This is a genomic window from Kocuria oceani (genome assembly GCF_029524215.1).
Classification (GTDB): Bacteria; Actinomycetota; Actinomycetes; order Actinomycetales; family Micrococcaceae; genus Kocuria; species Kocuria oceani.
In genome coordinates this window covers 1-25,880 of the sequence record NZ_JARAMH010000031.1, presented here as the reverse complement: position 1 = coordinate 25,880, position 25,880 = coordinate 1, and the positions used below count along the sequence as shown (strand labels likewise).

The 25,880-nt window shown below is 74.5% G+C and carries 20 protein-coding genes, 1 tRNA gene and 1 pseudogene; 6 read left to right on the top strand and 16 right to left on the bottom strand.

Annotated features, from left to right (window positions below):
- Positions 1–1,809 (bottom strand): threonine/serine exporter family protein (locus tag PU704_RS18995; protein WP_277552596.1); only part of this gene is annotated, 1,809 nt, incomplete at its 3' end.
- Positions 1,810–1,862: 53 nt separating this feature from the next.
- Positions 1,863–2,945 (bottom strand): lipid II:glycine glycyltransferase FemX, encoded by a 1,083-nt coding sequence (locus PU704_RS18990; RefSeq protein WP_075871749.1) that lies wholly within the window; start codon positions 2,943–2,945, stop codon positions 1,863–1,865.
- A 270-nt stretch (positions 2,946–3,215) separates the two neighbouring features.
- Between PU704_RS18990 and murJ the strand changes: the two genes are divergently transcribed.
- Entirely contained in the window at positions 3,216–4,766 is a 1,551-nt protein-coding gene (murJ, locus tag PU704_RS18985) for a murein biosynthesis integral membrane protein MurJ (RefSeq protein ID WP_075871767.1), read from the top strand.
- Positions 4,767–4,772: 6 nt separating this feature from the next.
- Here the strand turns inward: murJ and PU704_RS18980 are convergent, their stop codons facing one another.
- From PU704_RS18980 to PU704_RS18955, 6 genes are all read right to left on the bottom strand, one after another.
- A complete protein-coding gene (locus PU704_RS18980) occupies positions 4,773–5,984 on the bottom strand; it encodes an ATP-grasp domain-containing protein (protein WP_277552593.1) in 1,212 nt (403 codons plus the stop codon).
- 135 nt (positions 5,985–6,119) lie between these two features.
- Positions 6,120–6,398 carry an HPr family phosphocarrier protein gene (locus tag PU704_RS18975; RefSeq protein ID WP_047802073.1) on the bottom strand — a complete coding sequence of 93 codons (279 nt, stop codon included), beginning with the start codon at positions 6,396–6,398 and terminating at the stop codon, positions 6,120–6,122.
- 80 nt (positions 6,399–6,478) lie between these two features.
- The gene (ptsP, locus tag PU704_RS18970) at positions 6,479–8,179 is read right to left on the bottom strand and encodes a phosphoenolpyruvate--protein phosphotransferase (protein ID WP_075871747.1); all 1,701 of its coding nucleotides are present in this window, start codon (positions 8,177–8,179) and stop codon (positions 6,479–6,481) included.
- 71 nt (positions 8,180–8,250) lie between these two features.
- A complete protein-coding gene (locus PU704_RS18965) occupies positions 8,251–10,371 on the bottom strand; it encodes a PTS fructose transporter subunit IIABC (protein ID WP_277552590.1) in 2,121 nt (706 codons plus the stop codon).
- 100 nt (positions 10,372–10,471) lie between these two features.
- The gene (locus PU704_RS18960) at positions 10,472–11,446 is read right to left on the bottom strand and encodes a 1-phosphofructokinase family hexose kinase (RefSeq protein WP_075871746.1); all 975 of its coding nucleotides are present in this window, start codon (positions 11,444–11,446) and stop codon (positions 10,472–10,474) included.
- On the bottom strand, positions 11,443–12,234 hold the full coding sequence (locus PU704_RS18955) for a DeoR/GlpR family DNA-binding transcription regulator (RefSeq protein ID WP_047802077.1): 792 nt from the start codon (positions 12,232–12,234) through the stop codon (positions 11,443–11,445). Before PU704_RS18955 ends, PU704_RS18960 begins: the two co-directional genes overlap by 4 nt.
- Positions 12,235–12,632: 398 nt before the next feature.
- Here PU704_RS18955 and PU704_RS18950 point away from each other — a divergent pair, with 398 nt between their 5' ends.
- Both PU704_RS18950 and PU704_RS18945 read left to right on the top strand, forming a co-directional pair.
- Complete coding sequence (locus PU704_RS18950) at positions 12,633–13,088, top strand: DUF3817 domain-containing protein (RefSeq protein WP_075871745.1); 456 nt, start codon at positions 12,633–12,635, stop codon at positions 13,086–13,088.
- A gap of 96 nt (positions 13,089–13,184) precedes the next feature.
- The gene (locus PU704_RS18945; RefSeq protein WP_047802079.1) at positions 13,185–13,787 is read left to right on the top strand and encodes a TIGR03085 family metal-binding protein; all 603 of its coding nucleotides are present in this window, start codon (positions 13,185–13,187) and stop codon (positions 13,785–13,787) included.
- A gap of 85 nt (positions 13,788–13,872) precedes the next feature.
- Here PU704_RS18945 and PU704_RS18940 read toward each other — a convergent pair whose 3' ends face one another.
- Together PU704_RS18940 and PU704_RS18935 are read right to left on the bottom strand one after the other, a co-directional pair.
- Positions 13,873–16,053, bottom strand: coding sequence for a L,D-transpeptidase family protein (locus tag PU704_RS18940; RefSeq protein ID WP_277552584.1), 2,181 nt, complete (start codon positions 16,051–16,053; stop codon positions 13,873–13,875).
- 17 nt (positions 16,054–16,070) lie between these two features.
- The gene (locus PU704_RS18935; RefSeq protein ID WP_277552582.1) at positions 16,071–16,775 is read right to left on the bottom strand and encodes a hypothetical protein; all 705 of its coding nucleotides are present in this window, start codon (positions 16,773–16,775) and stop codon (positions 16,071–16,073) included.
- 338 nt (positions 16,776–17,113) lie between these two features.
- Here PU704_RS18935 and PU704_RS18930 point away from each other — a divergent pair.
- Positions 17,114–17,497: pseudogene (locus PU704_RS18930) on the top strand (PP2C family protein-serine/threonine phosphatase); the annotation flags it as partial.
- 75 nt (positions 17,498–17,572) lie between these two features.
- Here the strand turns inward: PU704_RS18930 and opgC are convergent.
- The 6 genes from opgC to PU704_RS18900 all read right to left on the bottom strand — a co-directional run bounded on the left by opgC (position 17,573) and on the right by PU704_RS18900 (position 23,171).
- The gene (opgC, locus tag PU704_RS18925; RefSeq protein ID WP_277552580.1) at positions 17,573–20,023 is read right to left on the bottom strand and encodes an OpgC domain-containing protein; all 2,451 of its coding nucleotides are present in this window, start codon (positions 20,021–20,023) and stop codon (positions 17,573–17,575) included.
- On the bottom strand, positions 20,023–20,643 hold the full coding sequence (locus PU704_RS18920) for a M15 family metallopeptidase (protein WP_277552578.1): 621 nt from the start codon (positions 20,641–20,643) through the stop codon (positions 20,023–20,025). Before PU704_RS18920 ends, opgC begins: the two co-directional genes overlap by 1 nt.
- A gap of 21 nt (positions 20,644–20,664) precedes the next feature.
- Positions 20,665–20,793, bottom strand: coding sequence for a hypothetical protein (locus tag PU704_RS18915; RefSeq protein WP_277552576.1), 129 nt, complete (start codon positions 20,791–20,793; stop codon positions 20,665–20,667).
- A gap of 252 nt (positions 20,794–21,045) precedes the next feature.
- Positions 21,046–21,675, bottom strand: a complete 630-nt coding sequence (locus PU704_RS18910) for a hypothetical protein (protein WP_277552573.1) — start codon at positions 21,673–21,675, stop codon at positions 21,046–21,048.
- Between the two features lie 426 nt (positions 21,676–22,101).
- A tRNA-Thr gene (locus PU704_RS18905) sits at positions 22,102–22,178 on the bottom strand.
- A 132-nt stretch (positions 22,179–22,310) separates the two neighbouring features.
- Complete coding sequence (locus PU704_RS18900) at positions 22,311–23,171, bottom strand: DsbA family protein (protein ID WP_047804744.1); 861 nt, start codon at positions 23,169–23,171, stop codon at positions 22,311–22,313.
- Positions 23,172–23,337: 166 nt separating this feature from the next.
- Here PU704_RS18900 and PU704_RS18895 point away from each other — a divergent pair, with 166 nt between their 5' ends.
- On the top strand, positions 23,338–24,852 hold the full coding sequence (locus PU704_RS18895; protein ID WP_380112403.1) for an alpha,alpha-trehalose-phosphate synthase (UDP-forming): 1,515 nt from the start codon (positions 23,338–23,340) through the stop codon (positions 24,850–24,852).
- Positions 24,849–25,658: a trehalose-phosphatase gene (gene otsB / locus PU704_RS18890; protein ID WP_277552569.1), complete on the top strand. Its 810-nt coding sequence runs from the start codon at positions 24,849–24,851 to the stop codon at positions 25,656–25,658. Before PU704_RS18895 ends, otsB begins: the two co-directional genes overlap by 4 nt.
- Positions 25,659–25,880: the final 222 nt, after the last annotated feature.

The window sequence follows — 25,880 nt, the reverse complement described above, 5'->3', positions numbered from 1 at the left end:
GATGGTGTACAGCCCGCGGAAGATGGACAGCCCGGGCAGCAGGAAGGTCATCGCGGGGATCGCCAGGATGAGCTGGGGAATCCGGAGCCGGGCCGCGAGGACGGTCGCCACGCACCCGCTGGTGACCGCCGCGAGCGCCGTGTCCAGGCGGGCGCCCACGCCGGCGGCCATGCCCGTGTGGTAGACCACGAGCCCGCCGAGGGCCGCCGCCGTGGTGGCCAGCACGTGCCGGGGCTTGGCCTGCATCGTGACCGCGATGAGCCCGGTGGCGATCAGCATGAACACCCCGTTGGTCAGGGGCCCCACGGGGTCGAAGGCGCTCTGCGAGACGTCGACCCGGGGCATCCCCGCGTAGCCGGCGACGGAGATGCCCCCCGCGATGCCGGCCACGAGGCCCAGGAACGCCATGGAGGTGGACAGCAGGCGCCCGGCGGCCGTGACGGGGAAGCCGTTGATCGCGTCCTGCATCGTGGAGACCATCCGGGTGGTGGGCAGGAGCAGGATGATCCCGCCCGCGATGACGCGCGCCGGGGACAGCTCCAGGCCCGACCAGGACAGCAGCAGCGCCATGGTGGTGAGGATCCCGGACTGGGCGGCCATCGTGAAGAACTCCGGGATCCGCCAGGCGCCCAGCCGGTGGGCGACGAACTGGTTGAGCACCGAGGACAGGCCGGCGACGAGCGCGCCCAGGACGCCGCCGCCGATGCCCACGGTGATGGCCACGGCCGCGGCCGCCGTGGCCGTCCGCACCATCCACCGGGGGTAGGGCTTGGGCTTGGCGTTGATCGCCTCGAGCCGCCGCTCCGCCTCCCCGCGGGGCATCTCCCCGCCCGTGATGTCCGCGACCAGCTGGTGGGTCTCGGCGAGCCCGGCGTAGTTGTCGGTCCAGGACCGCACGACCCGCATCACCGTGTGGCTGTTGGTGTCGGGGTCGTTGAAGACGTCCTCGCGGGTGCGGGTGTCGTCGCCGCCGGCCCGGTCGTCGGCGCCGCCGGCGCGGTCGTCGGCGATGTAGTTGATCGTCACGGCCTGGTTGGTGATGTCCACCTCGACGTTCTCGACGCCGTAGGTCGTGCACACCGCGATGATCGCGTTCTCGACGTCGAGGGCGTCCGCGCCGTAGTGGAACATGGTCTCCGCGAGCCGCAGCGCGAAGTTCAGGGTGCGCCGGGCCTCCCGGCTGGTGGACTCCCCGAACCGGCGCAGGTTGGCGAAGGGCGAGGCGCTGAGCCGTTCGACCACGCGCATGGGGGCGGTCGGGGCCGCCTCCCCCTGCAGCATCGAGCGCAGCCGGGAGCGTCCGCCGGGCCGGGCGGCCTGGGCGCGGGTGGAGGGGTAGGCGCCGCGCTGCATCCGGTCGGCGCTCTTGCCCGGGGCCGGGACGGGGCCGACCGTCGTGGTCTCCGGGCGGGAGACGGGTCCCGTGTCGGTGCGGCGACGGCGCCGGGCCGATGTGCTCAGCGGCGCCGTCTGCGCGGCGGAGAGCAGCTCCCGGCGCTTCTCCGGCTCGGGGGTGTCCCCGTACTGGCGGAGCAGGCGGGTGCTGAGCACGGGCAGCGCCTGCGGGGCGTCGGGCACCACGTCCGCGGCGGCGTGGCCGGCCCGGCGCCGGGCCAGCAGGGCCTGCGCCTCCGTGGGGCGCACCAGCGGGGTCCCGGCGCCGAGGAGGGCGACCGGGCGCGCGGCCCCGGTGAGGGTCGTGTCTCCGCCGGGGCCGAACGGTTCGACGACGTAGGCGTCGGGCTCCTCGCCGCCGTCGGAGGAGGGGTAGGCGGCGGACGGACGCAGAGGGGTGCGCTGGTCGGTCACCAAGCGGCGCTCCTCCTTCCTGGGGGCGGGGGCGGGGGCCGGGCGGGGCCGGGTCAGTAGAAGGGCTGTCCTGTGCGCCGGACCCACAGCTGGCGCTGGACCTTCTCGGCCACGTTGGTCCACACGGCGTACTTCGCCGGGCTCAGCACCTGGTCGTGGACGCCCACGAAGTCGACCACGGACTTGGTGAAGCTCGTCTTGAACAGCCCCAGCCCGTAGTAGGGGTGCTCCTTGTTCTTGAGCTGGTCGCTGGGCGGGGTGCCGCAGAAGTCGTACTCGACGATCCCGTGCTCGCGCATCAGGTCCGTGATCGCCGTCCACTGCAGCAGGTGGGAGTCGCCGTACTGCCGCCGGCGGGGCTTGGAGCCGCCGTCCTTGTACGTGCCCTTCGTCCCGTAGGCGATCACGTAGGCGCCCACGGAGGGCTCGCCGTCCTCGTAGGTGAAGTAGAGCCGGCCCTGGCCCGCCTGCTCGAAGGCGGTCCAGAACTTCGCGTAGTACTCGTAGGAGCGCAGGTTCACGTTGGCCTCGCCCTGGCCCACGGTGTCCATGAGCGCGTACATCCGCCGCATGTTCTGCTCGGTGAGCTCCACGCGCTCGACCGTGCAGCCCTCGCGCAGCGCCCGCCGGACCGCGTTGCGCCCGCGCGAGTGCAGGGACTTCAGGACGGCCTCCTCGTCCCGGTCCGTGGCGAGGATCGCGGTCGAGTCGTTGGGCTGGATGTCGAAGGACTTCTTCAGCCCCGCGCGGGCGAGCACGCCCTTCGCGTAGTCCGAGTCCAGCACGTCCGGCTCGATCTTGATCGCGAAGACGTTCAGCCGCTGCTCGGCCACCAGCCGGGCGTTGGCCGCGGCGATCCCGGGGATGTCGTCCACGGAGGCGACGTCGGGGCCCTTGATCATGTACCACAGGCGGCCGAGCGCCGGCACCGTCTTCTCGAGGACCAGGTTGTAGGAGGCCTTCCCGCCGCCGACGGGCTCGTGCACGAGGTGCAGGGGACGCCAGCCGTGGTCCGCCTTGACGTCCGCGAAGGACGCGGACTGCAGCAGGTTGCCTCCGTGTGGGTTCGCCGTGACGTGGGCGTCCCAGTCGGCGATCTCCTGGTCGGTGGCGAAGCGTGCGGTGAACTCTCGCAAGGCTCTCTCAATCGTCGGAAGGGTCGGGGGTGCCGGGCCGGGAGCGGCCGCGGGGCCGGCGGGGACCGGCCCGAGCCAGTCTAACCGCGCAGGCCTGAGCCGGTTCTGAGCCGTGCGCACCCCGCGGCCGGGCGGGTGCTCCGGCGGGTCCGGGGCCCGGCACGGGGCTGTGTATTCTGTTCAGGCGATTCGCACCAGCACGCAGACGCAACGCACGAGACGCGGTCCGCCCCTCGCCGGGGAACCCGGACCAGGGAGGTGGCGGAAGCCGTGGGCGGACCGGGCGGACGCTGGAGCATCGCGCGCGCCGCGGTGCTCGTGGCCGGGCTGACCGCCGTCTCGACCGTGCTGGGCTTCGTCCGGGACGTCGTGATCGGCGCCGTGTTCGGCGCCGGCGCGCAGCTGGACGCCTGGTTCGTGGCCCAGGGCGTGATGAACGTCGTCCTCGGCCTGATCGCCTGGGCGATGGCCCGCTCCGTGACTCCGGTGACGGCACGCGAGGCCGCCCGGGAGCGCGCCGAGGGCACCGGGTGCCGGGGCCACCGGGGCTTCGAGGTGTCCCTCACCCTCACCGTGCTCGTCCTCGGCCTCGCCGGGGTGGTGGTGGGCCTGCTCGCGGCGCCCGTGACGAGCCTGCTCGCCCCGGGGTTCGACGACGCGCAGACGGCCACCACCGCCGCGCTCACCCGCATCGTGCTGGTGGCGACCGTGCTGGTGGCCGGCACCGATCTGCTGGCCTCGCTCGCCCAGGCGCACGGGCGCTTCGCGTGGTCCTCGCTGCAGGGCGTGCCGTTCAACCTGGTGATGATCGCCGCCGCGGGCGTGTTCGGGCCCCGGTACGGGATCACGGCGCTCGCGGTCGGCTACGTGGCCGGGTCCGCCGCGCGGCTGCTGATGCAGCTGCCCCCGGTGCTGGCCCTGGGGGCGCGGATACGGCCCCGCTGGGAGCTGCGGGACCCGGGCTTCCGGGAGATCGTCCGGCTGGTCCCGCCCATGCTGGTGGGCAACGCCGTGGTGAACGTCAACACCCTGGTCGACCGCGCCGTGGGCTCCACCCTCGGGGACGGGGCGATCTCGGCGCTGTCGTACGGCTGGCGCCTCGTCGACCTGCCCGAGACCCTGGTCATCGCCGCGCTCCTGGCACCCCTCTACCCCGCGCTGGGCGCCGCCGCGGACGACCGCCCGGAGCTGCGGCGGCTCGTGGACCGCGGGCTGTCCGTGGTCGTGACGGTGCTGACGCCGATCTGCACCGTGTTCGTGGTGGCCGCGGCCCCGCTGGTCGCCACGGCGTTCGGCCACGGGGCCTTCGACGCCGGGGACGTGCGGGCGACGGCGACGGCGGTCGCCTGGTACGCCCCGGCCCTGCTCGCCCTCGGCTGCCGGCAGGTGGTGGTCCGCGCCTCCTACGCCCTCGGCGACTCCAGGGGCCCGGTGGTGGTGGCCGTGCTGGCCATGGTGGTCAACGTGGCCGGGGACCTCGTCCTCGCCCCGCTGATGGGCCTCGCCGGGATCGCGGCGGCCACCACCGCGTCCCTGGCCGTGGCGGCGCTGCTCAACGCGGGGCTGCTGCACCGGCGGCACGCCGGGCTCGACCCGCGGTCGGCCGCGGGCCTGCTCGGCCGGGCGCTCCTGCTGGCGGCCGTCGCCGGCGGCGCCGGGCTGGGCGTGCGGGAGGCGCTGCCCGTCCTGCCGCCGATCGTGCTCGCCGTGGTCCTCGCCGCCGTGGTGGGCGGGACCTACCTGTTGGGCCTGGCCGCCCTGCGCGCGCCCGAGCGCCGCCTGCTCGGGGAGGTCCTGGGCGCGGTGCTGCGGCGGCGCTGAGCGGGGCTACCGGCTGCGGGCCGCGCCCGTGAGGCGCCAGGTGGCCAGGTGCCAGGCGGGGCCAGGGTCGCGCGGGTCCCACACGCTGTGCTGGGCCCCGCGGCCCCAGCGGAGCGTGTCGGCGACGTCCGCCGCCAGGCCGCCGCGGCGCTCGGCGGCGGCCCGCCGGAGATCCCCGCCGAGCCAGGCGTAGCGCACACCGGTCCGGGCGTCCGGCAGCTCGGGCACCGGGCAGCCCAGCGCCAGACGGGCCCAGGCGTCGGCCAGCCCGGGGCGGGCGGCCTCCGCGAGGGCCATGGAGCCGAAGAACCGGCCGTTGAGGTCGATGAGCTGCGGCACCCCGTCCTCGCCGGTCAGGAACTGCAGCTCCACGAGCCCCCACCAGCCCAGCTCGCGCAGCAGCGCCTCGGCGCGGGCCGCCAGCGCCTCGTCGACAGGGACCGTGCGGGCGCGCGCCGAGACGCCGTGGGGCGTGGGCCACAGCCGTGAGGTGGCCTGCTGCACCCGCCCGTGCAGGCGACCGTCGCGCTGGACGCCGATCAGCGCCCCGAGGCTGCCGTGCACGGGCTGCTGGAGGACCGGATCCGCACCGGCGGCGCGGATCCGGTGGACCTGGGCGGCCGCGGCGCGGGCGTCCGGGAAGAGCTTGGCCTCGATCCGGTGGGGGCGGGTCTGACCGGGGGCCCAGTGCGCGCGGCACTTGACCACGACCGGCCCGGTCCAGGACGCGAGCGCCTCGTCCGTGGCCGGCAGCGTCTGCGGAGCGGCCAGTCCGGCGCGGGCCGCCCGTGCGGCCAGGCCGACCTTGTCGAGGGCGGCCGCGACCACGTCGGGGCCCGGGTGGGCCACCTCCGCCGGGATGTGCCGCCGGTACGCGGAGACGGCGGCCATCCAGTCGTCGCCGGCGCCGAAGACGATGTCGTAAGCCCCCTCGGCGACCGCCCGGCGGACGCCGTCGATGAAGCCGTCGGCGTCGCCGCGCGGCCGCGGCACCGCGTGGCGCGCCGCCGCCGCCCGGGTGGCGCCCAGCATGCCCGGGCCGTCCGGTGTGCCCACCCCGACCACCCAGCCGGCCCGTTCGAGGGCGCGCGCACCGGCCAGGGCTCCCCGGTCCCGGCCGGTCCCCACGACCAGCGCCCGGCGCGGTTCGGACCCGGCGCCCCCGGTGCCCCCGGTCCGCCGGTGGTCGGGTCCGGGCGGTGGTGGTGCGGGCGTCATCGGTCCTCCATCAGGGTGTGCGGGCATCCCTCCCACGGTAGTCCCTGGCCGCAGGCCCCGGCCGCCGGGCCGGACAGCACGGCGCCCGCCCACCGGGGGTGGACGGGCGCCGGGGTGCCGGTGCGGCGGAGGCGACTACTCGGCGTCGTGGTCCGTCTCGAGGATGCGCACGAGGTTCTCGAGCGCGTCCTCGGCGCCGTCCCCCTCGGCGCGGAGGACCACCTTGTCCCCCTGACCGGCGCCGAGGGACATCAGCGACAGCACGCTGGAGGCGTCCATGGCCTCGTCCGCGGGCTCGCCCTCGGCGGCGATGGTGATCTCGAGGTCGTACTCCCCGGCCGCCTCGGCGAAGATCGCGGCGGGGCGGGCGTGCAGGCCCACGGAGGATGCGATGGTTGCGGTGCGTTCTGCCATGGTGGTTCTCCTTCGGTGTGCGGGGTCCTGGGTTCGGGGCCCCTGTGGGTGGTGTGGTGGCGGCCGGCGCGGGCCGCCGGTCAGAGGCCCAGCTCGGCGAGCACGCCGAGCTCCGCGCGCACTGCGGCGGCGGCCTCCTCGGCGCTGGGCTGCTGGACGGCGAGCGCGGCGAGGGCCTGGGCGGTGCCCATGTCCACGCTGCGCAGGACGGCGGCAACCGGGGCCAGCCCGCGGGCGCTCATGGACAGGGTGTGCACGCCGAGGCCCACGAGCACCACGGCCAGGGCGGGATCGGCCGCGGCCTCTCCGCACACGCCCACGTTGCGCGGTCCGGCGCCCTCGGCCTCGGCCTCCCGGGCGCCCTGCACGGTGCTCCGGACCATCCGCAGCACGGCGGGCTGCCAGGGGTTGTTGAGCTCCGCGAGGGCACCCATCATCCGGTCGGCCGCCATCGTGTACTGGGTCAGGTCGTTGGTGCCCAGGGAGACGAACTGCACGTGGCGCAGGATCTGGTCGGCGGTCACCGCCGCGGACGGCGTCTCGACCATGACCCCGGGCACCCGCAGGCCGGCGGCGGCGGCCATCCGCGCGAACTCCTGGGCCTCGGTGGTCGTGGCGATCATGGGGGCCATGACCCACACCTCGGCGTCCGTGGCCTCCTCCGCCCGCGCGATCGCCTCGAGCTGCCGGGCGAGCACCCCGGGCACCGCGCGGTCCGTGCGGTAGCCGCGCACCCCCAGCGCCGGGTTCGGCTCGGAGGTGTCGGTGAGGAACGGCAGCGGCTTGTCCGCCCCGGCGTCGAGGGTGCGCACGACGACCTTCTTGCCGGGGAAGGACGCCAGGATCGCGGTGTACTGCTCGACCTGCTCCTCGACCGACGGCTCCTGGTCCCGGCCCAGGAAGCAGAACTCGGTGCGCAGCAGCCCCACGCCCTGGGCCCCGGCCGCGGCCGCGGCCCGGGCGTCCTCGGGGGTGCCCACATTGGCCAGCAGCGGGATCTCGGTGCCGTCGGCGAGCACGCCGCGGCCGTCGAAGCCGCTGCGCGCCCCGGCGCTGCGCACCCAGGCCTCGACGAGCTCCCGCTCGTCCGCGCCGGGCTCGGTCCGGATCTCCCCGGTGGCCCCGTCCACGTAGACCTCGGTGCCGTCCGGGACGCCCTCGACGTCCCGGACGGCCACGACGGCGGGCAGCCCGAGGTTGCGCGCGAGGATGGCCGTGTGGGACTGCGGGCCGCCGCCGGAGGTGACCAGGGCGAGCACCTTGGTGGGGTCCAGGGTCGCGGTGTCGGCCGGGGCGAGGTCCTCCGCGGTCAGCACGAACGGCTCGTCCCGCTGCGGGATGCCCGGCATGGGCAGGCCCTGCAGCTGGCACACGAGCCGCGCCCGGACGTCCTGGATGTCCGCGGCGCGCTCGGCCATGTACCCGCCCAGGGCGCGCATCTGGTCGGCGTAGTCGCTCGCGGCCTCCCACAGCGCCCGCTCGGGGGCGAGCCCGCGCCCGGTGATGAGCTTCGCCGCGTTCTTCAGCAGCGCCTTGTCCCCGGCCATGAGCGCGGTGGACTTCAGCACGTCCGCCGCGTCCTTCTCGGTGGCGGCCTCGGCCCGCCGCTTGAGCTCGGCCTTGACCGCGGCCGCGGCCTCCTGCAGGCGTGCCACCGCCGCCTCGGGCTCCTCGTCCTGGAGGCTCAGGCCCGTGGCCGGTTCCGAGACCGGCTTCGGCATGCTCACGAGCTCGCCGATGACGCGGCCCGCGCACACTCCCACGCCTGTCAGTGTCTGCATGGTGTTCCTCTTCCTCGAGAAAAAGCTGGTCGGTCGGCGCACGGGCCCCGGCCGGGGCCCGTGCGCGTCGCTCAGGCGGTGGTCGGCACGGCGGCCGCGTCCTCGCGCGAGCGGGTGGCGTCCGCCACTCGCCCGTGCGCGCCGCCCACGTGCTTCAGGGCGACGACGATGCCTGCTGTGACCACCGTACCGACAACCACCGAGAGCAGGAACATCAGCGGGTTGCCGATGAGCGGCAGGATCCACACGCCGCCGTGCGGCGCCGGGGAGAGCGCCCCGGAGCTCAGGGAGATCGCCCCGGCCACGGCACCGCCCACCATGGTGGAGGGCAGCACGCGCAGCGGGTCGGCCGCGGCGAAGGGAATGGCGCCCTCGGAGATGAAGGACGCGCCCAGCAGCCAGGCGGCCTTGCCGTTCTCCTGCTCGGCCACGGTGAAGTAGCGCTTGGCCACGAGCGAGGCCAGGGCCAGGCCCAGCGGCGGGACCATGCCGGCGGCGATGACGGCGGCCATGATCTCCTGCGGGGCGGTGTTGGCGACGGTCGCGGCGCCCAGGCCGGCGGCGGCGAAGGTGTAGGCCACCTTGTTGATCGGCCCGCCCAGGTCCGCGCCCATCATGAGGCCGAGGATCGCGCCGAGCGCCAGCGCGCTGGCGCCGGTCATGCCGTTGAGCCACTCGGTGAGCCAGGCCATGAACGTGGCGATCGGTCCGCCCAGGACCAGGAGCAGCAGCCCCGAGGAGAACAGGGTCGCCAGCAGCGGGATGATGACCACCGGCATCAGGGAGCCGAGCCAGCGCGGCAGCCGCGGCTGCGCCAGCCAGTAGGCGGCGAGGCCCGCCAGCAGGCCGCCCACGATGCCGCCGAGGAAGCCGGCGCCCATGAAGTTGGCGACCAGGCCCGCGGCGAAGCCGGGGGCGATGCCCGGCCGGTCGGCCAGGCCGTAGGCGATGTAGCCGGCCAGCGCCGGGACCAGCAGCCCGATCGCGAGGGAGCCCATCTTGAACAGCACGGCCCCGATGTACTGGGCGAGGGTGAACTCGCCCAGGCTCCAGATGGTGGAGCCCGTCAGGACGTCGTCGGCGATGTTGGCGATGTCCGCGCCGGCGACCATGAAGCCCAGCGCGATGAGCAGACCGCCCGCGGCCACGAACGGGATCATGTAGCTCACGCCGGTCATCACGGCCTTGCGGATGCGGGTCCCCCAGCCCTCGCGGCCGCCGGAGGCCTCGGCCTCGTCGGCGCTGCCGGCGGCCCCCTGCACGCGCTTGGCGTTCGGGTTCTCGGCGTTGGCCAGCGCCTCCTCGATCATGACCTTGGGCTCGTCGATGCCGCGCTTGACCGGGGAGGCGACGTAGGGCTTGCCGGCGAAGCGGGAGCGGTCCCGGACGTCGACGTCGGTGGCGAAGATCACCGCGTCGGCCGCGGCGATCGTGGCCGGGTCGAGCTTGGTGAAGCCTGCGGAGCCCTGGGTCTCGACCTGCAGGTCGACGCCCATCTCCTCGGCCGCGTAGGTCAGCCCGTCCGCGGCCATGTAGGTGTGGGCGATGCCGGTGGGGCAGGCCGTGACGGCCACGATCCTCCGGCGCGCCGACGCTCCGGGGGCCGGCGCGCTCCCGGTCGGCTCCGCCGTGGCCGGCGCGTCCTGCGTCCCGGGCCGGGACTCGACGGAGGCCGGGACCGCCGCGGCGGCCGTGGAGCCGGCGGTGGCGGTGGCGGCCGCGCCGTCCTCGGGGGCCGGGCTCAGGTCCAGCGCGTCGTCGACGATCCGCACGATCTCCTGCTCGGAGCGGGCCGAGCGCAGGGAGGCGACGAAGTCCTTCTTCATGAGCGAGCGGGCGAGCTTGGCCAGCAGCTTCAGGTGGGTCTGATCGGCGCCCTCGGGCGCCGCGATGAAGAAGACGATGTCGGCGGGGCCGTCCTTGGCGCCCCAGGGGACGCCCTCGGCCAGGCGGGCCATGACGAGGGTCGGCTCCGTGACGGCCGCGGAGCGGCAGTGCGGGATGGCGATGCCGCCGGGGATGCCGGTGGCGGTCTTGTTCTCCCGGGCGATGGCGTCGGCCAGCAGCCCGTCCAGCTGCTCGGCGCGCCCGGTGCGCTGCACCAGGGCGGCCAGCTGGCCGATGACGGTTTCCTTGTCCCCTCCCAGGTCTTGGTCGAGCGAGACCAGGTCGGGGGTGATGAGCTCGGACACGGTGTCCTCCTTGAGCGGCCGGGTCGGTGCCCGGGTGGTGCGGATGAGCTGGAGCAGTTCAGGTGGAGCGGTTCAGGTGGAGCGGATGAGGTGGAACGGGTCAGTCGGCGGCCGCGCGCACGGAGAGCTCGCGCACGGTGACCGCCTCGGGAGTGGTCTCGGGAAGGGACGGGACGCGGGTCCCCGGCAGGGCCGCCGCCGCGGAGCCGGAGGCCACGGCCTGCCGCAGGCACTCCGGCGGCGCGTCGCCGCGCTCCTGGGCGATGAGGTAGCCCGAGAGCGAGCTGTCGCCGGCGCCCACGGTAGAGCGCACCGCCACGGGTTCGTGGACGGCGTGCCAGGAGCCCTCGGCCGCGGTGAGCACCGCTCCGCCGGCGCCGAGGGTGGTCAGCACCGCGCCCAGGCCGCGCGCCACGAGGGCGGCGGCGGTCGCGGCGGCGAGCTCGGGAGCGGCCTCGAGCTCCTCGCCGTCGTGCGTCCCCACCAGCTCGGCGAGCTCCTCGCCGTTGGGCTTGATGAGGTCGGGCAGGGCGTCGTCGGCGGCGGTGGCGCCCCGGAGGGCGGCCCCGGAGGTGTCCACGGCGAACCGGGGCGCCCGCCCGCCCAGGGCCGAGCGGACCCCGCGGACGATCCGCGCGTAGACGTCCTCGGGGGCGCCCGGCGGCAGCGAGCCGGCCAGGACCACCCAGGAGGCGTCCGCCCCGTGCCGCACCAGCAGCTCCACCACCGCGTCGAGGTGCTCGGGGAGCAGCGGCGTGCCGGGGGCGTTGATCTTGGTGGTGGTGCCGTCGGGCTCGGTGATCGTGATGTTCGAGCGGATCGGCGCCCCCGCCGGGACGGTCTCGTAGGGGACCTGCGCGGCGGCGAGCTCGGCCAGCAGCGGGTCGCCGGGGTCCCCGGGCAGCACGGCCAGGGTCGGGACCCCGCTCACGCGCAGGGCCCGGGAGATGTTCACGCCCTTGCCCCCGGCGTCCTGCCGGGCGCCGGCGGCGCGCTGGACGGCGCCGCGGCGCAGCGGGGAGGGCAGCTCCACGGTGCGGTCGAGGGAGGGGTTGAGGGTGACGGTGAGGATCACGCGACGATCACCTCGACGTCGGCCTCCTCGAGGGCGGCGGCCAGCTCGGGGCCGGGGGCCCGGTCGGTGATGAGGGTGTCGATGTCCTCGAGGGACGCGAAGCGCATGAGGGTCTCCTGGTCGTGCTTGGCGGAGTCGCAGAGGACCACGACCCGCCGGGAGGTCTGGATGATGGCGGTCTTGACGACCGCCTCGATGGGATCGGGGGTGCTCAGCCCGAACGTGGCGTGGATCCCGTTGCAGCCCACGAACGCGAGGTCGGGGCGCAGCCGGGTGTAGTGCTCCGCGGCCCGGCCGCCGGCGGCGGCCCAGGTGAGCTTGCGGACCCGCCCGCCCACGAGCTCGAGGCCGATGCCGTTGGCGTCGGCCAGCTTGGCCGCGATGTGCAGGGCGTGGGTGATGATCAGCTGCTCCTGCCCGTCGGCCAGGCTGGAGTCGGTCCGGACGATGAGGTCGGCCAGCGCCTCGACCGTGCTGCCGGCGTCGAGGACGACCGCGCCGGCCCCGCTGTTGCGTAGCAGGGTGAAGGCGGCCTCCGCGATGCGCCGCTTCTCGGGCGTGTTGAGGTGCTGGCGCGAGTGGATGGCCTTCTCGTCGGAGGTGGACTGGTCCACGGAGACCGCGCCCCCGTGCACCCGCCGGAGCCGGCCGGCGGCCTCCAGCGCGGCGAGGTCGCGGCGGACCGTCTCCATGGTGACGTCGAAACGGCGCGCCAGCTCGGCGCCGTTGACCCGGCGGGTCGTGCCCACCAGCGCGGCGATCTCGGCCTGGCGTTCCTCTGCGAACATGACATCCACCTCACGAACTGCGACGACGCAGGGGCCCTGCGTTCCTTTGAGTTTATGTGAGTTCGTGTGGTTTTACCAGGGGTTGTCGTGATCCACTTCACGGAGCGTCGCATGGGCGTGCAATCTCCTGCCGGCACCCTCCCGGACGGGGCGGGGAGGGTGCCGGACGCCTCGGCGGGGGCGGGCCCGCCGATGCGGCGGGGCCCGCGGGACGCCGATATCATCCAGAAGACGGAGGACGGGCGGGCCCGCGAGCCAGGGCACCCGGCCCCGCGGGGCGGCCGCGAGGAGGCCCTGCGGGGCCCCGGGACGCCCGCGCGGCGCCCCGCGCCGGTCCCTCCTCCGTCCCGGGATCCCGACGGGACCCCGCCGCACCCGACCTGCAGGAGAGCACCCCCATGACGCCCCGTGAGCTCTACGGCCGCTTCGCCCTCGCCGAGGCGGTGACCTGGACCCTGCTGATCCTCGGCATGGTGCTGAAGTACACGGGGGTCTCCGAGGCCCTCGTCCCGGTCTTCGGGATGCTGCACGGGATCGTGTTCCTCGGCTACTGCCTGGTGACGTGCTTCGTGTGGGTGGACCAGCGGTGGCCGGTGGGCTTCGGCGTGCTCGGCCTGGCCAGTGCCGTGGTGCCCTGGGCCACAATCCCCTTCGAGCGCCGCGCGCAGCGCTCCGGGCGGCTGGCCGGCGGCTGGCGCCTGGCCCCGGGCGGTGAGCGCCCCGCCACCGTGCCGGAGCGGCTGCAGGCGTGGTCCCTGCGCAGCCCGCTGCTGGCGACCCTGGTGGGCCTGGTCGCGGTGGCGGCCCTGACCTCGGTGCTGCTCCACCTGGGCCCGCCGGTCCCCCGCGGCTGAGCCGCGGCGCGGGCGGTTCCGGGTCCCGGAGCCCCGGTATAGCGTGGTCCCCGGGACGGCACCGCCGACCGTCGGCGGGCCACGAGGAGGAACCACGTGACCAATTTCGCCAATGTCGAGCGCCGGCACCTCGCCGCGCTCCTGCGCCGCCTGGGCCCCGACGCCCCCACCCTGTGCGAGGGCTGGACCACCCGTGACCTCGCCGTGCACCTCGTGCTGCGCGACGGGCGGCCCGACGTCCTGGCCGGCCGGGCCCTGTCCCGGGTGCCGGTGCTGCGCGACCGGGCCCGGCGCGCCGAGGAGGCCGTGGCCGGGCAGCCGTGGGAGGAGCTCGTGCGCAAGGTCGAGCACCCGCCGCTGTACTCCCCGGCGCGGCTGGGCCCGCTGGACAAGCGGATGAACACCGTGGAGTTCTTCGTCCACCACGAGGACGCCCGCCGCGCCCAGCCCGAGTGGCACGACCGCCCGCTGCTGCACGACGAGGAGCAGGCGCTGTGGCAGGGCCTGAGCCTCATGGCCAAGGTCATGCTCAAGGACGAGGACGACACCGTGGTGCTCATCGCGCCCTCCTACGGCGCCGTGCGCGGGGGCCGGGGCCGGACCGGCACGGTGCGGGTGCTGCGCGCCGTGCCCAGCGAGCTGCTGCTGTGGGCCTTCGGCCGGCGCGGGCAGGCCCGCGTGGAGGAGACGGTCGAGTAGACCGGGTCCTGCACGGACGGACGGGGGGACCGCGCGGCGCGCGGTCCCCCCGTCCGTCCGTGGCCGGGTCCCCGGCCTCGGCCGGTCAGCGGAACAGGTCCGCCCGGACGCCCATGATGATCCGGTCACCGGGCCGCGCGGTGCGCATGTACCGGGCGACCTCGTGCTCGTGCAGGGCGATGCACCCGGCGGTGGGCTTCTTGTTGGCGTGCAGGAAGATCGCGAAGCCGTTGCCCTGGACGATCGGCGAGTCGGGCGGGCGGTTGTAGTTGATGACGACGCCCAGCCGGTAGTCGCCGGACTGCGCGAAGTACCACATGTTCTCGTCCGGCCAGGTGTAGCCGGTGGACTCGAAGTACTTGTTGTACAGGGTGCCCAGACGCCCGCCCCACCGGGAGTTCGGGTTGAGCGGGCGGTAGGGCAGCGCGGTGCCGGGGTTGTAGACCCCGAAGGACTCCGTGACCGAGTACGAGCCCTGCGGCGAGTAGAGGTACTGCGTGTGCCCGGAGGGGACCCCCGGGCGCTTGAAGCCGCTGGCGCCCACGTAGGCGGACGTGCGCCACTCCTCGACGTAGCTGCCGCCGATCCGCACGCAGTTGACGAACGTGGCCTCGGACCGGCCGTAGCCCTCGGCGATGGTCAGGGACACCCGCCCCGCGTTGCGGGTCGGCTGCACCGAGCGGCCGTTGTTGAGGTTCTGGCACTCCCCGCGGAACATGTGGACCCGGGTGCCGGACGAGGCGTTCCACGTGACGATGCCGTGGCGGAACTTCTGGTACGCGGCGGTCCGGCCCTGGGGCACGTAGTCGCCGGTCGGATAGCCGAGGGCCCCGCGCTCCCAGCCGTGCCAGCCCCACTTGCGCCCGACGTCGCTCTGCAGACGCACGATCCGCGCCCCGGTGGCGGGGCTCCAGTAGATCGAGCGCCCGTTGGAGAACGTCTGCCGGCACCCGCCCCCGGCCATCCCGCAGATCTGATCGCCGGCCGGATAGCCCAGGGCTCCGCGCTCCCAGCTGTACCGGCCCCACTTCTGCCCGATCGCACCCGTCAGGTGCACCAGCTTCGCTCCCGTGGCCGGGCTCCAGTAGATCGAGCGCCCGTTGGAGAACGCCTGCCGGCACCCGCCCCCGGCCATCCCGCAGATCTGATCGCCGACCGGATAGCCCAGGATCCCGCGCTCCCAGCTGTACCGGCCCCACTTCTGCCCGATCGCACCCTTCAGGTGCACCAGCTTCGCTCCCGTGGCCGGGCTCCAGTAGATCGAGCGTCCCTTGGAGTACGTCTGCCGGCACCCGCCCCCGACCATTCCGCACACCTCGTCGTTGACGGGGTAGCCGAGGCCGGCGACCTCGCCCCCGGCGACCCACTTCTGCCCGAGGGGCGCCCGCACATGCACGTAGTGCGCTCCGTGGCCCTCCGACCACAGCACGACGCCGTTGGCGTGCGGCCACTCCCAGCCGCCCGCCACCGGTCGCATCGCGGCGCTCGGCTCACCGGTCCGGGCCGCCTCGCGAGCGGCGGCCGCCTCCAGTGCCTGCCGGACCTCGGCCGGGACGGCGGCGTCCGCCCCGGGATCCGCAGCGGCGGCACGGCTTCCCGCGGACGCTTCGGCTCCGGGGTCGGCCGTGGGCACGGCCGACGGCTCCGCCGTGGGCGAGGTCGCCGGCTCCGCCGTGGGCACGGTCGCGGTCTCCGGCTCTCCGGACGGGTCTCCGGGAGCCTCCGGGGTCACGGTGAGCACCGCGCGGGCCTCGGCGCCCGTGGCGTCGCGCACGGCGTAGCCGACCTCCACGGCACCGGCCGGTGCGTCCTCGGCCGGGGTCAGGGCGAGCACGGGGTGCTCGGGCGGCAGCCAGCCCTCGGGCAGCTCCGCGGGCGCCGTGCCCGGGGTGATGACGCGCAGCAACCCGGCGGCCGTGCGCAGCTCGTCCGCGTCCCGGGGGGCGGAGGGGTCCACGAGCAGCAGCCGCACCTGGGCGGAGTCCTGGAGCCCGTCGTTGGCCAGGACGTCCACGGCGGCCGTGCGCCCCGGGCCGGCCGTGGCCACCGCGTCGTCGACCGGATCGAGCGGCGCCGCCGTGGCGGCGGCCGCCGCGGTCCCGTCCGTTGCCACAGGATCCGTTGCCGAGGGGGCCGTTGCCGCGGGAGCCGTTGCCACGCCGGGCGCGGGGGACGGCGGAGCCGCGGACGCACCGGGGGCGCCGGCGAGGACGACGGCGAAGCAGGCCGCGAGGGCGGCGGGGATGCGCAGAGCTGAGATCTTCATGGGGTCCCTCGCTGGGGTCAGTCGGTGAACTCGACGTAGTGGTCGGGGGTGGTGTTGTCGAAGACCCGCACGGCCAGGTCGGCGTCGGGCGCCGCGCTGAAGGCGACGTCCAGCGAGGCCGATCCGCCGGGGGCGATGGTCGGGAAGGTCTCCATCCGCACGCCGAGCGACTCGTCGTAGGCGGGCACCGCGGGCTCGTCGCCCACGACGGCCACCGGGAAGGACCAGGGCACCGCGTCGACCGGGTCGGTGCCCGTGTTGGTGAGGGTCACGGTGAACACCTGCACCGGGGTGCCGGGAGCGGCACGGACCGGGCGCTGCCCCGTGGTCGCCGGTCGCGGCCCCTCCACCGTCCCCGCCAGGGAGCCGGTGAGCTGCTGGGTGGTCCCGAACGCGGCGGCGGCGTCCCGGGTGGCGGTGTCGTCGTAGGGGGCCACGTCGTTGCCCGAGGGAGCGGGACTCTCCTGCCCGGCGGTGCCGGGCTCCGGGGTCCCCGACGCCGCAGGGTCGCTCGCGGCCCCGGACGCAGCCGCCCCGGGGTCCGCCGCCCCGGAGGTCGCTGCCCCGGACGTCTCCGCCCCGGAGGTTCCGGCGGAGGTGGCCGCCGTGGGAGAGGCCGGGTCGCCCGGGTCCTCCGAGCACCCGGTCAGGGCGAGCGCGAGCAGCGCCGCGCAGACGGTCCCGGCGCGCCGGCCGCGCGACGGGAGGAACAGGGCTGTCATGGGTGACTCCTCTGCGCGGTCCTGGGTGGAGGAACCCGACCGGGCCGGTCGGTGGAGCTCACGCTACACGGCCATTTGCATTCGTGATCGTCATGACGTGGTGTGGCGCGGGACACCTTCGGGGACTGCCGCGTCCTGCGGGGGTCCGGCCGTTGCACAGGGTGGAAGGCGTGGCTCCCGACGTGCCAGATGCGACCGCCGACGACCGTTTCCGCGGGAACGTGTTCGTCCGCCGGGATCCGCACGTGCGCTTCTGCGCCGGCCACCCGCACCGGGCGCGCGGGTCGCCGCCGCCTCGGCGGACCTGCTGAGCGACACCGGGGGGGGTCGTCACCGCGTTCTCCGCCCGCCTCGACCCGGCCACGGGACGGCTCGACCACGTCGACGCCGGGCACGGCCTCGCGTTCGTCCTCACCGCCGGCGGGCACCGGCGGCTGGAGCGTTCGGGCCCGCCGCTGGGCGTCTTCCCGGACGACTCGTGGGACACCCACCGCACCGTGCTGCAGCCGGGAGAGACACTCGTGGTCGTCAGTGACGGGCTCCTGGACTTCTTCCCCTCCCTCGTGGAGACCCTGGACCAGGTCCTGCGGGCGGATCCCGCCGGGATGGCCGCGCAGGAGCTCGTGGACCGGGCCATCGGCTTCGCCCGCCGGCCCGGGCACCCGGGCGACGCCACGGTGGTGGTGCTGCGGCGGCTCCGCCAGGAGGGCCCCGCCGCCTGAGCGGCCCTCCGCCCGAGCCGCTCTCCACCCGCCGGCCGGTGGCGTCCGCGCCGTCGCCCGCGGAGCGGACGGTCCTCAGCGGGGGACGATCCCGAAGAGGAACCGGGTCCGGACCATGACCCACAGCAGGCCAAGGACGGCGACGTAGGCCAGGGTGTTGACCCAGAGCTCGCCCTGCCGGAGCACCGGGATGTTCGTCACGGCCAGGATCAGGAACACGTGCATGACGAAGACGTAGAGGCTGGCCCGGCCCAGCGGGATGAGGAACCAGCCCAGCGCACGCCGGAGCACCGCCCAGTAGGCGCTGAGCAGGGCGTAGCCCGCCACGACCACCAGGAGCACGTTGACCAGCCGGCCGATCCCCAGGTACGTCCGCCCGAAGTAGCCGTCGTAGACGGCGCGGAAGACCGCCTCCGGCAGCAGGTCCAGCCGGACGTCGTAGCTGTTGCTGGCGTAGGGACCGGACCAGGAGAACAGGGCGAGGGCCACCGCGAGCAGCAGGCAGGCGACCAGCAGCGGCCGTCGGCGCCGGTCGGCGAACCAGCCGACGAGCTGCCGCCGGTAGAACCCGGCCACCATGCCGAGCACGAACAGCACCTGCCACACGAGCAGGGGGAACGAGTCCTCGAACTGGGAGGGCAGGAGCCGGATCCGGAAGACCGTGCCGACGGCGTAGAGCCCGGCGCTGATCAGCAGGACCAGCCAGGCCCGGCCGCGGGCCAGCGCGGCCAGCACCAGGGGGCTCACCAGGATCAGGACCACGTACAGCCCCATGATGTTGAACTGCCACGGCCCCACCTGCAGCAGGAGCACGGCGGGGATCAGGTGGGCCTGGACGGGGAAGGCGAACAGCCCGTCCATGCCCGCATAGAGGTCGTACGTGCTGCCGGCGGCCCCGGCCCCGGCGGCCCCGGTGCCCTGGTCCGTGAACGTGGTGACGGCTCCCGACTCCAGGACGGGGATCCTGCTGAGCGCGTAGACGAGGAGCACCACGACCAGGGCGGTCACGTAGAGCTTCCACGCCCGCGCGGTGGTGCGGTCCACCACCTCGCCGAGCTCGCCGCGGACCCGGGGCCCGTAGACCATGCCCAGCACGGCCCCGGAGAGCAGGACGAACAGCTCCGCCCCCGAGACGACGCCCACGGCCTCCTGCGTGAGCGACTGGAACAGGGAGGTGAGGCCCACGTGGTTGACGACGACGAAGACGATCGCGACGCCGCGCAGCATGTCGATCCGGCTGTCCCGGGACGAGGGCTCGGCGTAGCGCCAGGCCCGCACGGACCGCGTCCGGGGCAGCAGGCACAGGAGCAGTCCGGCGCCGAGGACGGCCGCCGCCGCGCCCCACGCGACGGGCCCCCGCAGGACGATCCCCGGGGCGGAGGGGGCCGCGCCCGGCAGCGCCGCCTGCTCGGTCACCGGCCCCGCCACGAGGGAGGAGGCCTGCACGCGCTCCCGGAAGGCGTCGGCGAGGGCGGGATCGGCGGTGGAGCGCCAGTCGACCGCGACCGCCCCGCCCGCACGCTCCTCGACGGTCTCGTTCCACACGACCGCGCCGATCCGGTCGTAGGCCTCGGAGGAGGCCGCCGCGAGCACCTGGTCCCACCACGGGGCCTTGACCTCGAGCGCGGAGGGGCCGCCCGCCTCCGGGCTCCAGAAGGACCCCGTCTCCACCATGAGCGGTTTGTCGCGGGCGGCGGCGTAGACGGCGTAGAAGCCGTCCGAGGCCCCCTGGCCGGCCCCGCCCAGCAGCGTGCTGAACTCGTCCGGGTCCGGGACGGTGTTGCGAGCCTCACCGCTGCCGGTCTCGTCGTGGTAGGCGGACAGCCCCACCCAGTCCACGACGTCGTCGCCCGGGTAGTAGGGGCCGTAGGCGTCGTCGTCCCGGTCCCAGACCCCGTTCCCGTCGGTGTCGAGGGTCGCGAGGTCCGCCCCCTCCGGGGCGGAGGACGTGGGCGCGCGGAACGGGTAGTCGGTCCCGACCGTGGGCGACCACACCAGCACGGGGTCCTCGAGCCGGTCGTCCATCGCGGCCGCCACGGCCCGGAACGCCTGGGTGTAGGCCTCGGGCTGCTGGCCCCACGGCACCCAGGACGCGTTCATCTGCGGCGCGAACCGGACGAACACCGTGCCGTCGAAGTCGCGCGTGACGTCGGCCAGCTGCCCGGCGAGAACGGCGGCCTGCGCCTCGTCCACCCGGTCCAGCGCGATGTCGGGGCGGACGGTGAGCAGGGCGTGCCCGCCCTGCTCGGCGACCTGGGACAGGAAGTGCCGCAGGTAGCCCTGCTCCCGGTCGTCCATCGGCAGCGGCACCGGCCTCCCGTAGACCGCGGCCGGCTCACCGAGCCGGTCGGCGTACCCGGCGGCGGAGTCGGTGCCCCAGTCCAGCACCGCGCCCAGGTACGGGGCGCCGGGCTCCGGTGTCTCCGCCGCGCGCGCCGGAGCGGCCGGCAGCAGGACGAGGGCGAGGATCGTGAGCAGGGCGGCCGCAGCGGCGGGCAGGGGCGGGCGGGGGCTGCCGACGGACATCACAGAGGCGCTCCGATGGGGGGGGTGCGGAGGGGGGTCGCACACATTGTCCCCGCGGCCGCCGTCCGGGGAGGTGAACCCGGCGGCGACGCGCCGGGGGGCGGCGGGCGTCGGCCGGCGGGGTGGTCCGGGGCGGGCCCCAGTCCGAAGTACTCCTCGAGGGTGTCCAGCTCGGCGGATCCCTCCGCGGCGGCGTCCGCCTGCAGCTCGGCCACGAGTTGCGGTCCGACGTAGCGCAGGTGCCAGGGCTCGTAGGCGTAGCCGGTCCACTCCTGCCGGTCCTCGGGGTAGCAGACGACGAAGCCGTGACGATGGGCGTTCTTCCGCGCCCAGTCCCCCACCGGGGTTCCCTCGAAGCAGTCCTGCAGGACACACTCGCCGTCGGCGATGCCGATGTCCATCACGAGCCCCGTCTGGTGCTCGCTGTGGCCCGGGCGGGCGGCGATCGTGTCCGCCGTCTCCTGGCCGTACTGCTGGACGTAGCTGTCGTAGAGGCTCGCCTGCTCGGCGTGGGAGCGGTGACCGCTCACCGGCACGATGTGCACGCCGTCCGCCCTGGCGGCGCGCGTCATCCGCTGGAACGCCTCGGCCGCCGTCGCCTGCAGACGCTCGGACCGCACGCGCTTCAGCCGGTCGGGCACCTACGTCGCCGGGTCCGGCTCCCGGTGCTTGTTCACCACGACCTGCAGGCTGTGCGCCGAGTCGATGTCGTGGTCCGCCGGCGCGGCGCCCGCCGGCGCGACGAGTACCGCCGTCAGGGCGGTCGACACCGCTGCCCCCGTGATCCTGTCCGGTCCTCGCATCGCTCCCACGCCCCCACGTGTCCGGAAATCCCGCTGCGTCGGGCGCTCAGCCTGGCCGGCCCGGGCTCGGACGGGTCGTGCCCGGCGTCCCGGGACGTCATGGAGCCCACGGGGCGGGCGAGCCGCCCGGGAGGGACGCGGAACCGAGCCGCGCCCTCGCGGGACGCGGGCGGGCCCGGGTGCGGCCCGGCACGGCCTCCGGGTGCGGCTCCGACCGGCTCAGTAGTCGTGGTCGTCGCGCTCCTTCTCGTGCTGGTGCTCGCCCTCGGCGTGCATGCGGTCGTGGTGCTCGCGGCTCTCCGCGTCGTCGTGGTCGACCCAGTGCCACCGGTCGTGCGTCTCGCAGCGGTACCAGTGGTCCTCACGGTCTTCGCGGTCCTCACCCGTGCTCGCGCCGTCGCCGTCCCGGTACTCGTCGTCGGGGTCTCGATCGTGGTCGTGCCGCTGCTCGTCCCGGTCGGAGCGGTGGTAGCCGTACCAGCGCTCGTCGTCCTCCCCCTGGTCGGCCCGGTCCCCGAGGCCGTTCCCGTCGTCGTTCCCGTACCGGTCGTCAGGGTCGTTCTCGTACCCGTCGTCAGGGCCGCTCCCGTCGCCGTGGCCGTACCGGTCGCCGGAATCGTTCCCGTCGCCGTGGCCGTACCGGTCGCCGGAATCGTTCCCGTCGCCGTGGCCGTACCGGTCGTCGGAATCGTTCCCGTGGCCGTACCGGTCGTCGGGGTGTCCGTCGCCGTACGCACTGCCGTGGTCGGTGTCGTCGTCGCCCGGACCCGCGGCCGCAGAGGTGGCCGCCCCTCCGAGGAGGAGGGCGGCCAGCACCGTGCCGGCGAGGGTCTTCCGCAGTGGATCCATGACTGCTCCTGATGGGCATGACGGCGGGTCGCCATGCGGTGGGTGTGCACAGACCTGGGTCAGAGATCTCGCCCGGACAACAGGCATGAACACCGTAGGAGTGTCCCGGGTCACAGTTCAAGGCCGTGGGCGGGGCGGGCGGCGGAACGGTTCCGGCTCGCGGCAGCATGGGGGCGACAGGCCCTCCCGGCCCTTCACCGGCGCGTTCGGGGTCGTGGCCCGCACCGCGGGACGGAGGCCGCTGAATGGGCGCTGACCAGGGCGTTCGCCCCACCGTCCCGCAGCGTCGCCGTGGGTCGGCGATACGCGGGGACAGACCTCGCCGGCCCGGGCCACGGGCGGCCTCGGTGAGAGGGCGTCCCGCTCCGAGACCTCGCCGCAACATGTGACGTCATGAGCGGTCGCTGTCGCAACGACCGTGTGCTGTGGAGCCCCCTACCGGATTCGAACCGGTGACCCCCTGTTTACAAGACAGGTGCTCTGGCCAGCTGAGCTAAGGAGGCGGGTTGTCCCGGGGCGCCGCGCGCGGCCCCGGCGACCGGGGTCCCAGGATATCGGACGTCTCCGAGGACCCCGAAATCCCTGCGCCCTCGGGCGGAGCGGCGGCGCCGCCGCTCCGCCCGAGGACGGGACACCTATTTCTGGTCCGCCAGGGCCTCGTCCAGGGCGTCCTGGAACGCCTCGTTGCCGAGCCGCTCACCGTCGATGAAGACCGTCGGGGTGCCGGAGACGCCGTTGGCCAGGGACTCCTGCGAGACCACGTTGACCATGGGGCGCCAGGTGTTCTCCTCCAGCGCGGTCGCGATGTCCGCGCCGTGCGTGGCGGCGATCTCCACGAGCTGCTCGTCGTCCAGGCCACCGGTGCCCTGGTGCGAGAACACCTCCTCGACGAAGGCGAGGTACTGCTCCGTGGAGACCTGGTTGCCCACCTCGTAGGCGGCGGCCGCGGCGCGGGAGGAGTACTGCGTGGGCGTGGCCCGGTCCAGGAAGTTGAGGTTGCGGTACTCCAGGGTGATGTCCCCGGACGTCACGGCCTCCTCGAGGGCCTCACCGTTCTCGGTCTCGAAGTCGGCGCAGTGCACGCACTCGAAGTCCTGGAAGATCACGACCGGCACGGGCTCGCCCTCGCCCGCGGGCTCGACGCCCGGCGGCACCGCGGAGTCGTCCGGGGTCTCCGGCGCCTCGGGGACCTCGCCCAGATCGCGCTGGTCCACCTCCGACTCGCCGGTGCGGATGCCGTCCGCGGTCAGGACGGTGCCGCCCCACTGGTTGGCGGAGGCGGGCACCGGACCTGCTTCGGGGATCTGCTCGGCCCGGTTCTGCGCCACGACCACCCCGATCACCGCGAGGATCACGAGGACCAGGGCGAGGATGCCGAACTGCAGCAGCCGGCGGGACCGCTTGTCCTGGCGGGCGTGCTGGTCGGCGAGCTGCCGGGCGCGCTCGCGGGCGGCGTCGCGGTTCCGGGGGTCGGGGGTCGTGCTGCTGGATGCCATGGGTCCTCTTCGAAGAATCCTCGGGGGCGGATGCGGACGTGTCGTCGCTCAGATTATCGGACCCCCTCGCGGCCCGCCGACTCAGGAGATCCCCAGGCAGAAAGGGGAGCACACTGACGAATAGACTGGGGCGCAGGACGATGACGCCCCACCGGAAGGACCCCTCGTGAGTGCAGAGCAGACCCCCACCGCCTCCTCGGCCGATCTGGAGGAGGCGCCCGAACCGCGCACGGACGTCCCGCAGGACACCGGCTACGACTTCGTCGTGGTCTCGAACCGGCTGCCGGTCGAGCGCGTCGTCGAGGACGGCACGTCCTCCTGGCGCCGCTCCCCCGGCGGCCTCGTGGCCGCCCTGTCCCCGGTGATGGCCCGCAACACCGGCGCCTGGGTGGGCTGGCACGGCGCGGCCGACGAGACGCTGGAGCGCTTCGACCACGACGTCTTCCACCTGGCTCCCGTCCCGCTCTCCGGCGCGGAGGTCGAGGCCTACTACGAGGGGTTCTCGAACGCGACCCTGTGGCCGCTCTACCACGACGTCATCGCCCCCCCGGAGTTCCACCGCGCCTGGTGGAACACCTACCGCCGGGTCAACCGCCGTTTCGCGGAGCGGACCGCCGAGGTCGCCGCGCAGAACGCCACGGTGTGGGTGCAGGACTATCAGCTGCAACTGGTGCCCAAGCTGCTGCGGGACCTGCGCCCGGACCTGACCATCGGCTTCTTCAACCACATCCCCTTCCCCCCGCTCGAGATCTTCGCGCAGCTCCCCTGGCGGCGAGCGGTGCTGGAAGGGCTCTCCGGCGCCGACCTCATCGGCTTCCAGCGCCCGGGCGACGCCCAGAACTTCCAGCGCTGCGTGCGCCGGTTCCTGGACGTGCCGTTCCGGCAGGGCCGCGCCCGGTTCGGCACCGACGACGCCGCCTGGACGGTGCGCGCCCAGTCCTACCCGATCTCCATCGACGCCGAGGCGATCCAGGAGCTGGCCTCGCGGCCGGAGGTCAAGGAGCGCGCCCGGGAGATCCGGCACGAGCTCGGCGACCCGGAGACCGTCTTCCTCGGGGTGGACCGGCTCGACTACACCAAGGGCATCCTGCACCGCATCAAGGCCTACGGGGAGCTGCTGCAGGACGGGAGGCTGACGGTCGGTCCGTCGGTGCTGGTGCAGGTGGCCAATCCCTCGCGGGAACGGGTGGAGTCCTACGTCCAGCTGCGCGAGGACGTGGAGGGCCTGGTGGGTCATCTCAACGGCCAGCACGACACGATCTCGCACACCGCGATCCGGTACCTGCACCACGGCTATCCGTTCGAGGAGATGGTGGCGCTCTACCTCGCCACCGACGTGATGCTGGTGACCTCGCTCCGGGACGGCATGAACCTGGTGGCCAAGGAGTACGTCGCGGCGAAGACGGACGGGTCCGACACCCTGGTGCTCTCCGAGTTCACCGGCGCCGCCGAGCAGCTCAAGCAGGCGCTGCTGGTGAACCCGCACGACATCGACGGGCTCAAGGACGCGATGCTGCGGGCCAAGGAGATGCCGGCGGCCGAGGCGAAGAAGCGGATGCGCGCGATGCGGCGCCAGGTGCTGGGCAACGACGTCAACGACTGGTCGGAGGCGTTCCTGCGGGACCTCGCCGGCACCCGTTCCGGTCGCACGACCGGCGACACCACCGAGGAGGAGCAGTGACGGACACGCACGACGACGCCCGGCCGGCGCTCGAGCAGGCTCTCGACCGGGCGGCCGCGGCCGAGACGCTGCTGGTCGCCCTGGACTTCGACGGCACCCTGGCCCCCTTCACGGAGGACCCCGGCGACAGCCGGGCGCTGCCGGAGGCGCAGACGGCCCTCGAGCAGCTGCTGGGGCTGGACCGGACCTACGTGGCCGTCATCTCGGGGCGGCCCATGCACTTCCTGCGCACCGTCGTGGACCCGGACGGCCGGATGCTGCTCTCCGGCTCGCACGGGGCCGAGCTGCACCTCGACGCCCTCGGAGGCGCGGCAGCGGACTCGGAGCTGCGGCTCTCCCCGGCCCAGCAGGACCTGCTCGGCCGGGCGACCGAACTCGTGGAGGCGCAGGTGGCCCGGTACCCGGGATCCCGGCTCGAGCTGAAGCCCACCGGGGCGGCGTTCCACACCCGCACGATGGCGGACCAGGCGTCGTCCGCCCGCGCCGAGCAGGAGATGATCGAGGCCTTCGAGCAGCTGGACGGGCTGAAGGTCACCCCGGGCCAGCACGTGGTCGAGTCCTCGGTGCACTCCGCCACGAAGGGCGAGGGCATCACGGCGTTCATGCAGGCGACCGGGGCGGAGGTCACCCTCTTCGCCGGCGACGACGTCACGGACGAGAACGCCATGCGAGAACTCGGCCCGGACGATCTCGGCATCAAGGTGGGCAACGGTGAGAGCGCGGCGGCGCACCGGGTCGCGTCCCCGGCCGAACTGGCCGGAGTGCTCGCCCGGCTGGCCGAGCTGCGGAGCACCGCTCTGTCCTGAGCGCGGGCGCCGCCGAGGCAGCGGCGGCGCGCCGATGGGACGCCGGTGGCGCCGGAGGCATGACCGTGATTAGGATCACTGTGGCCCCCGTCACCTGTGGGGGTTGCTCTTCTCCTTCGGATCGTCCGGCACGTGCCTGCCGGGAAAGAGGCTTGTTCCATGTCTGCTGTGCGCTACGCGAATGTCACCTGTCAGTACCCGGGGGCCGAGCGGCCCTCGGTC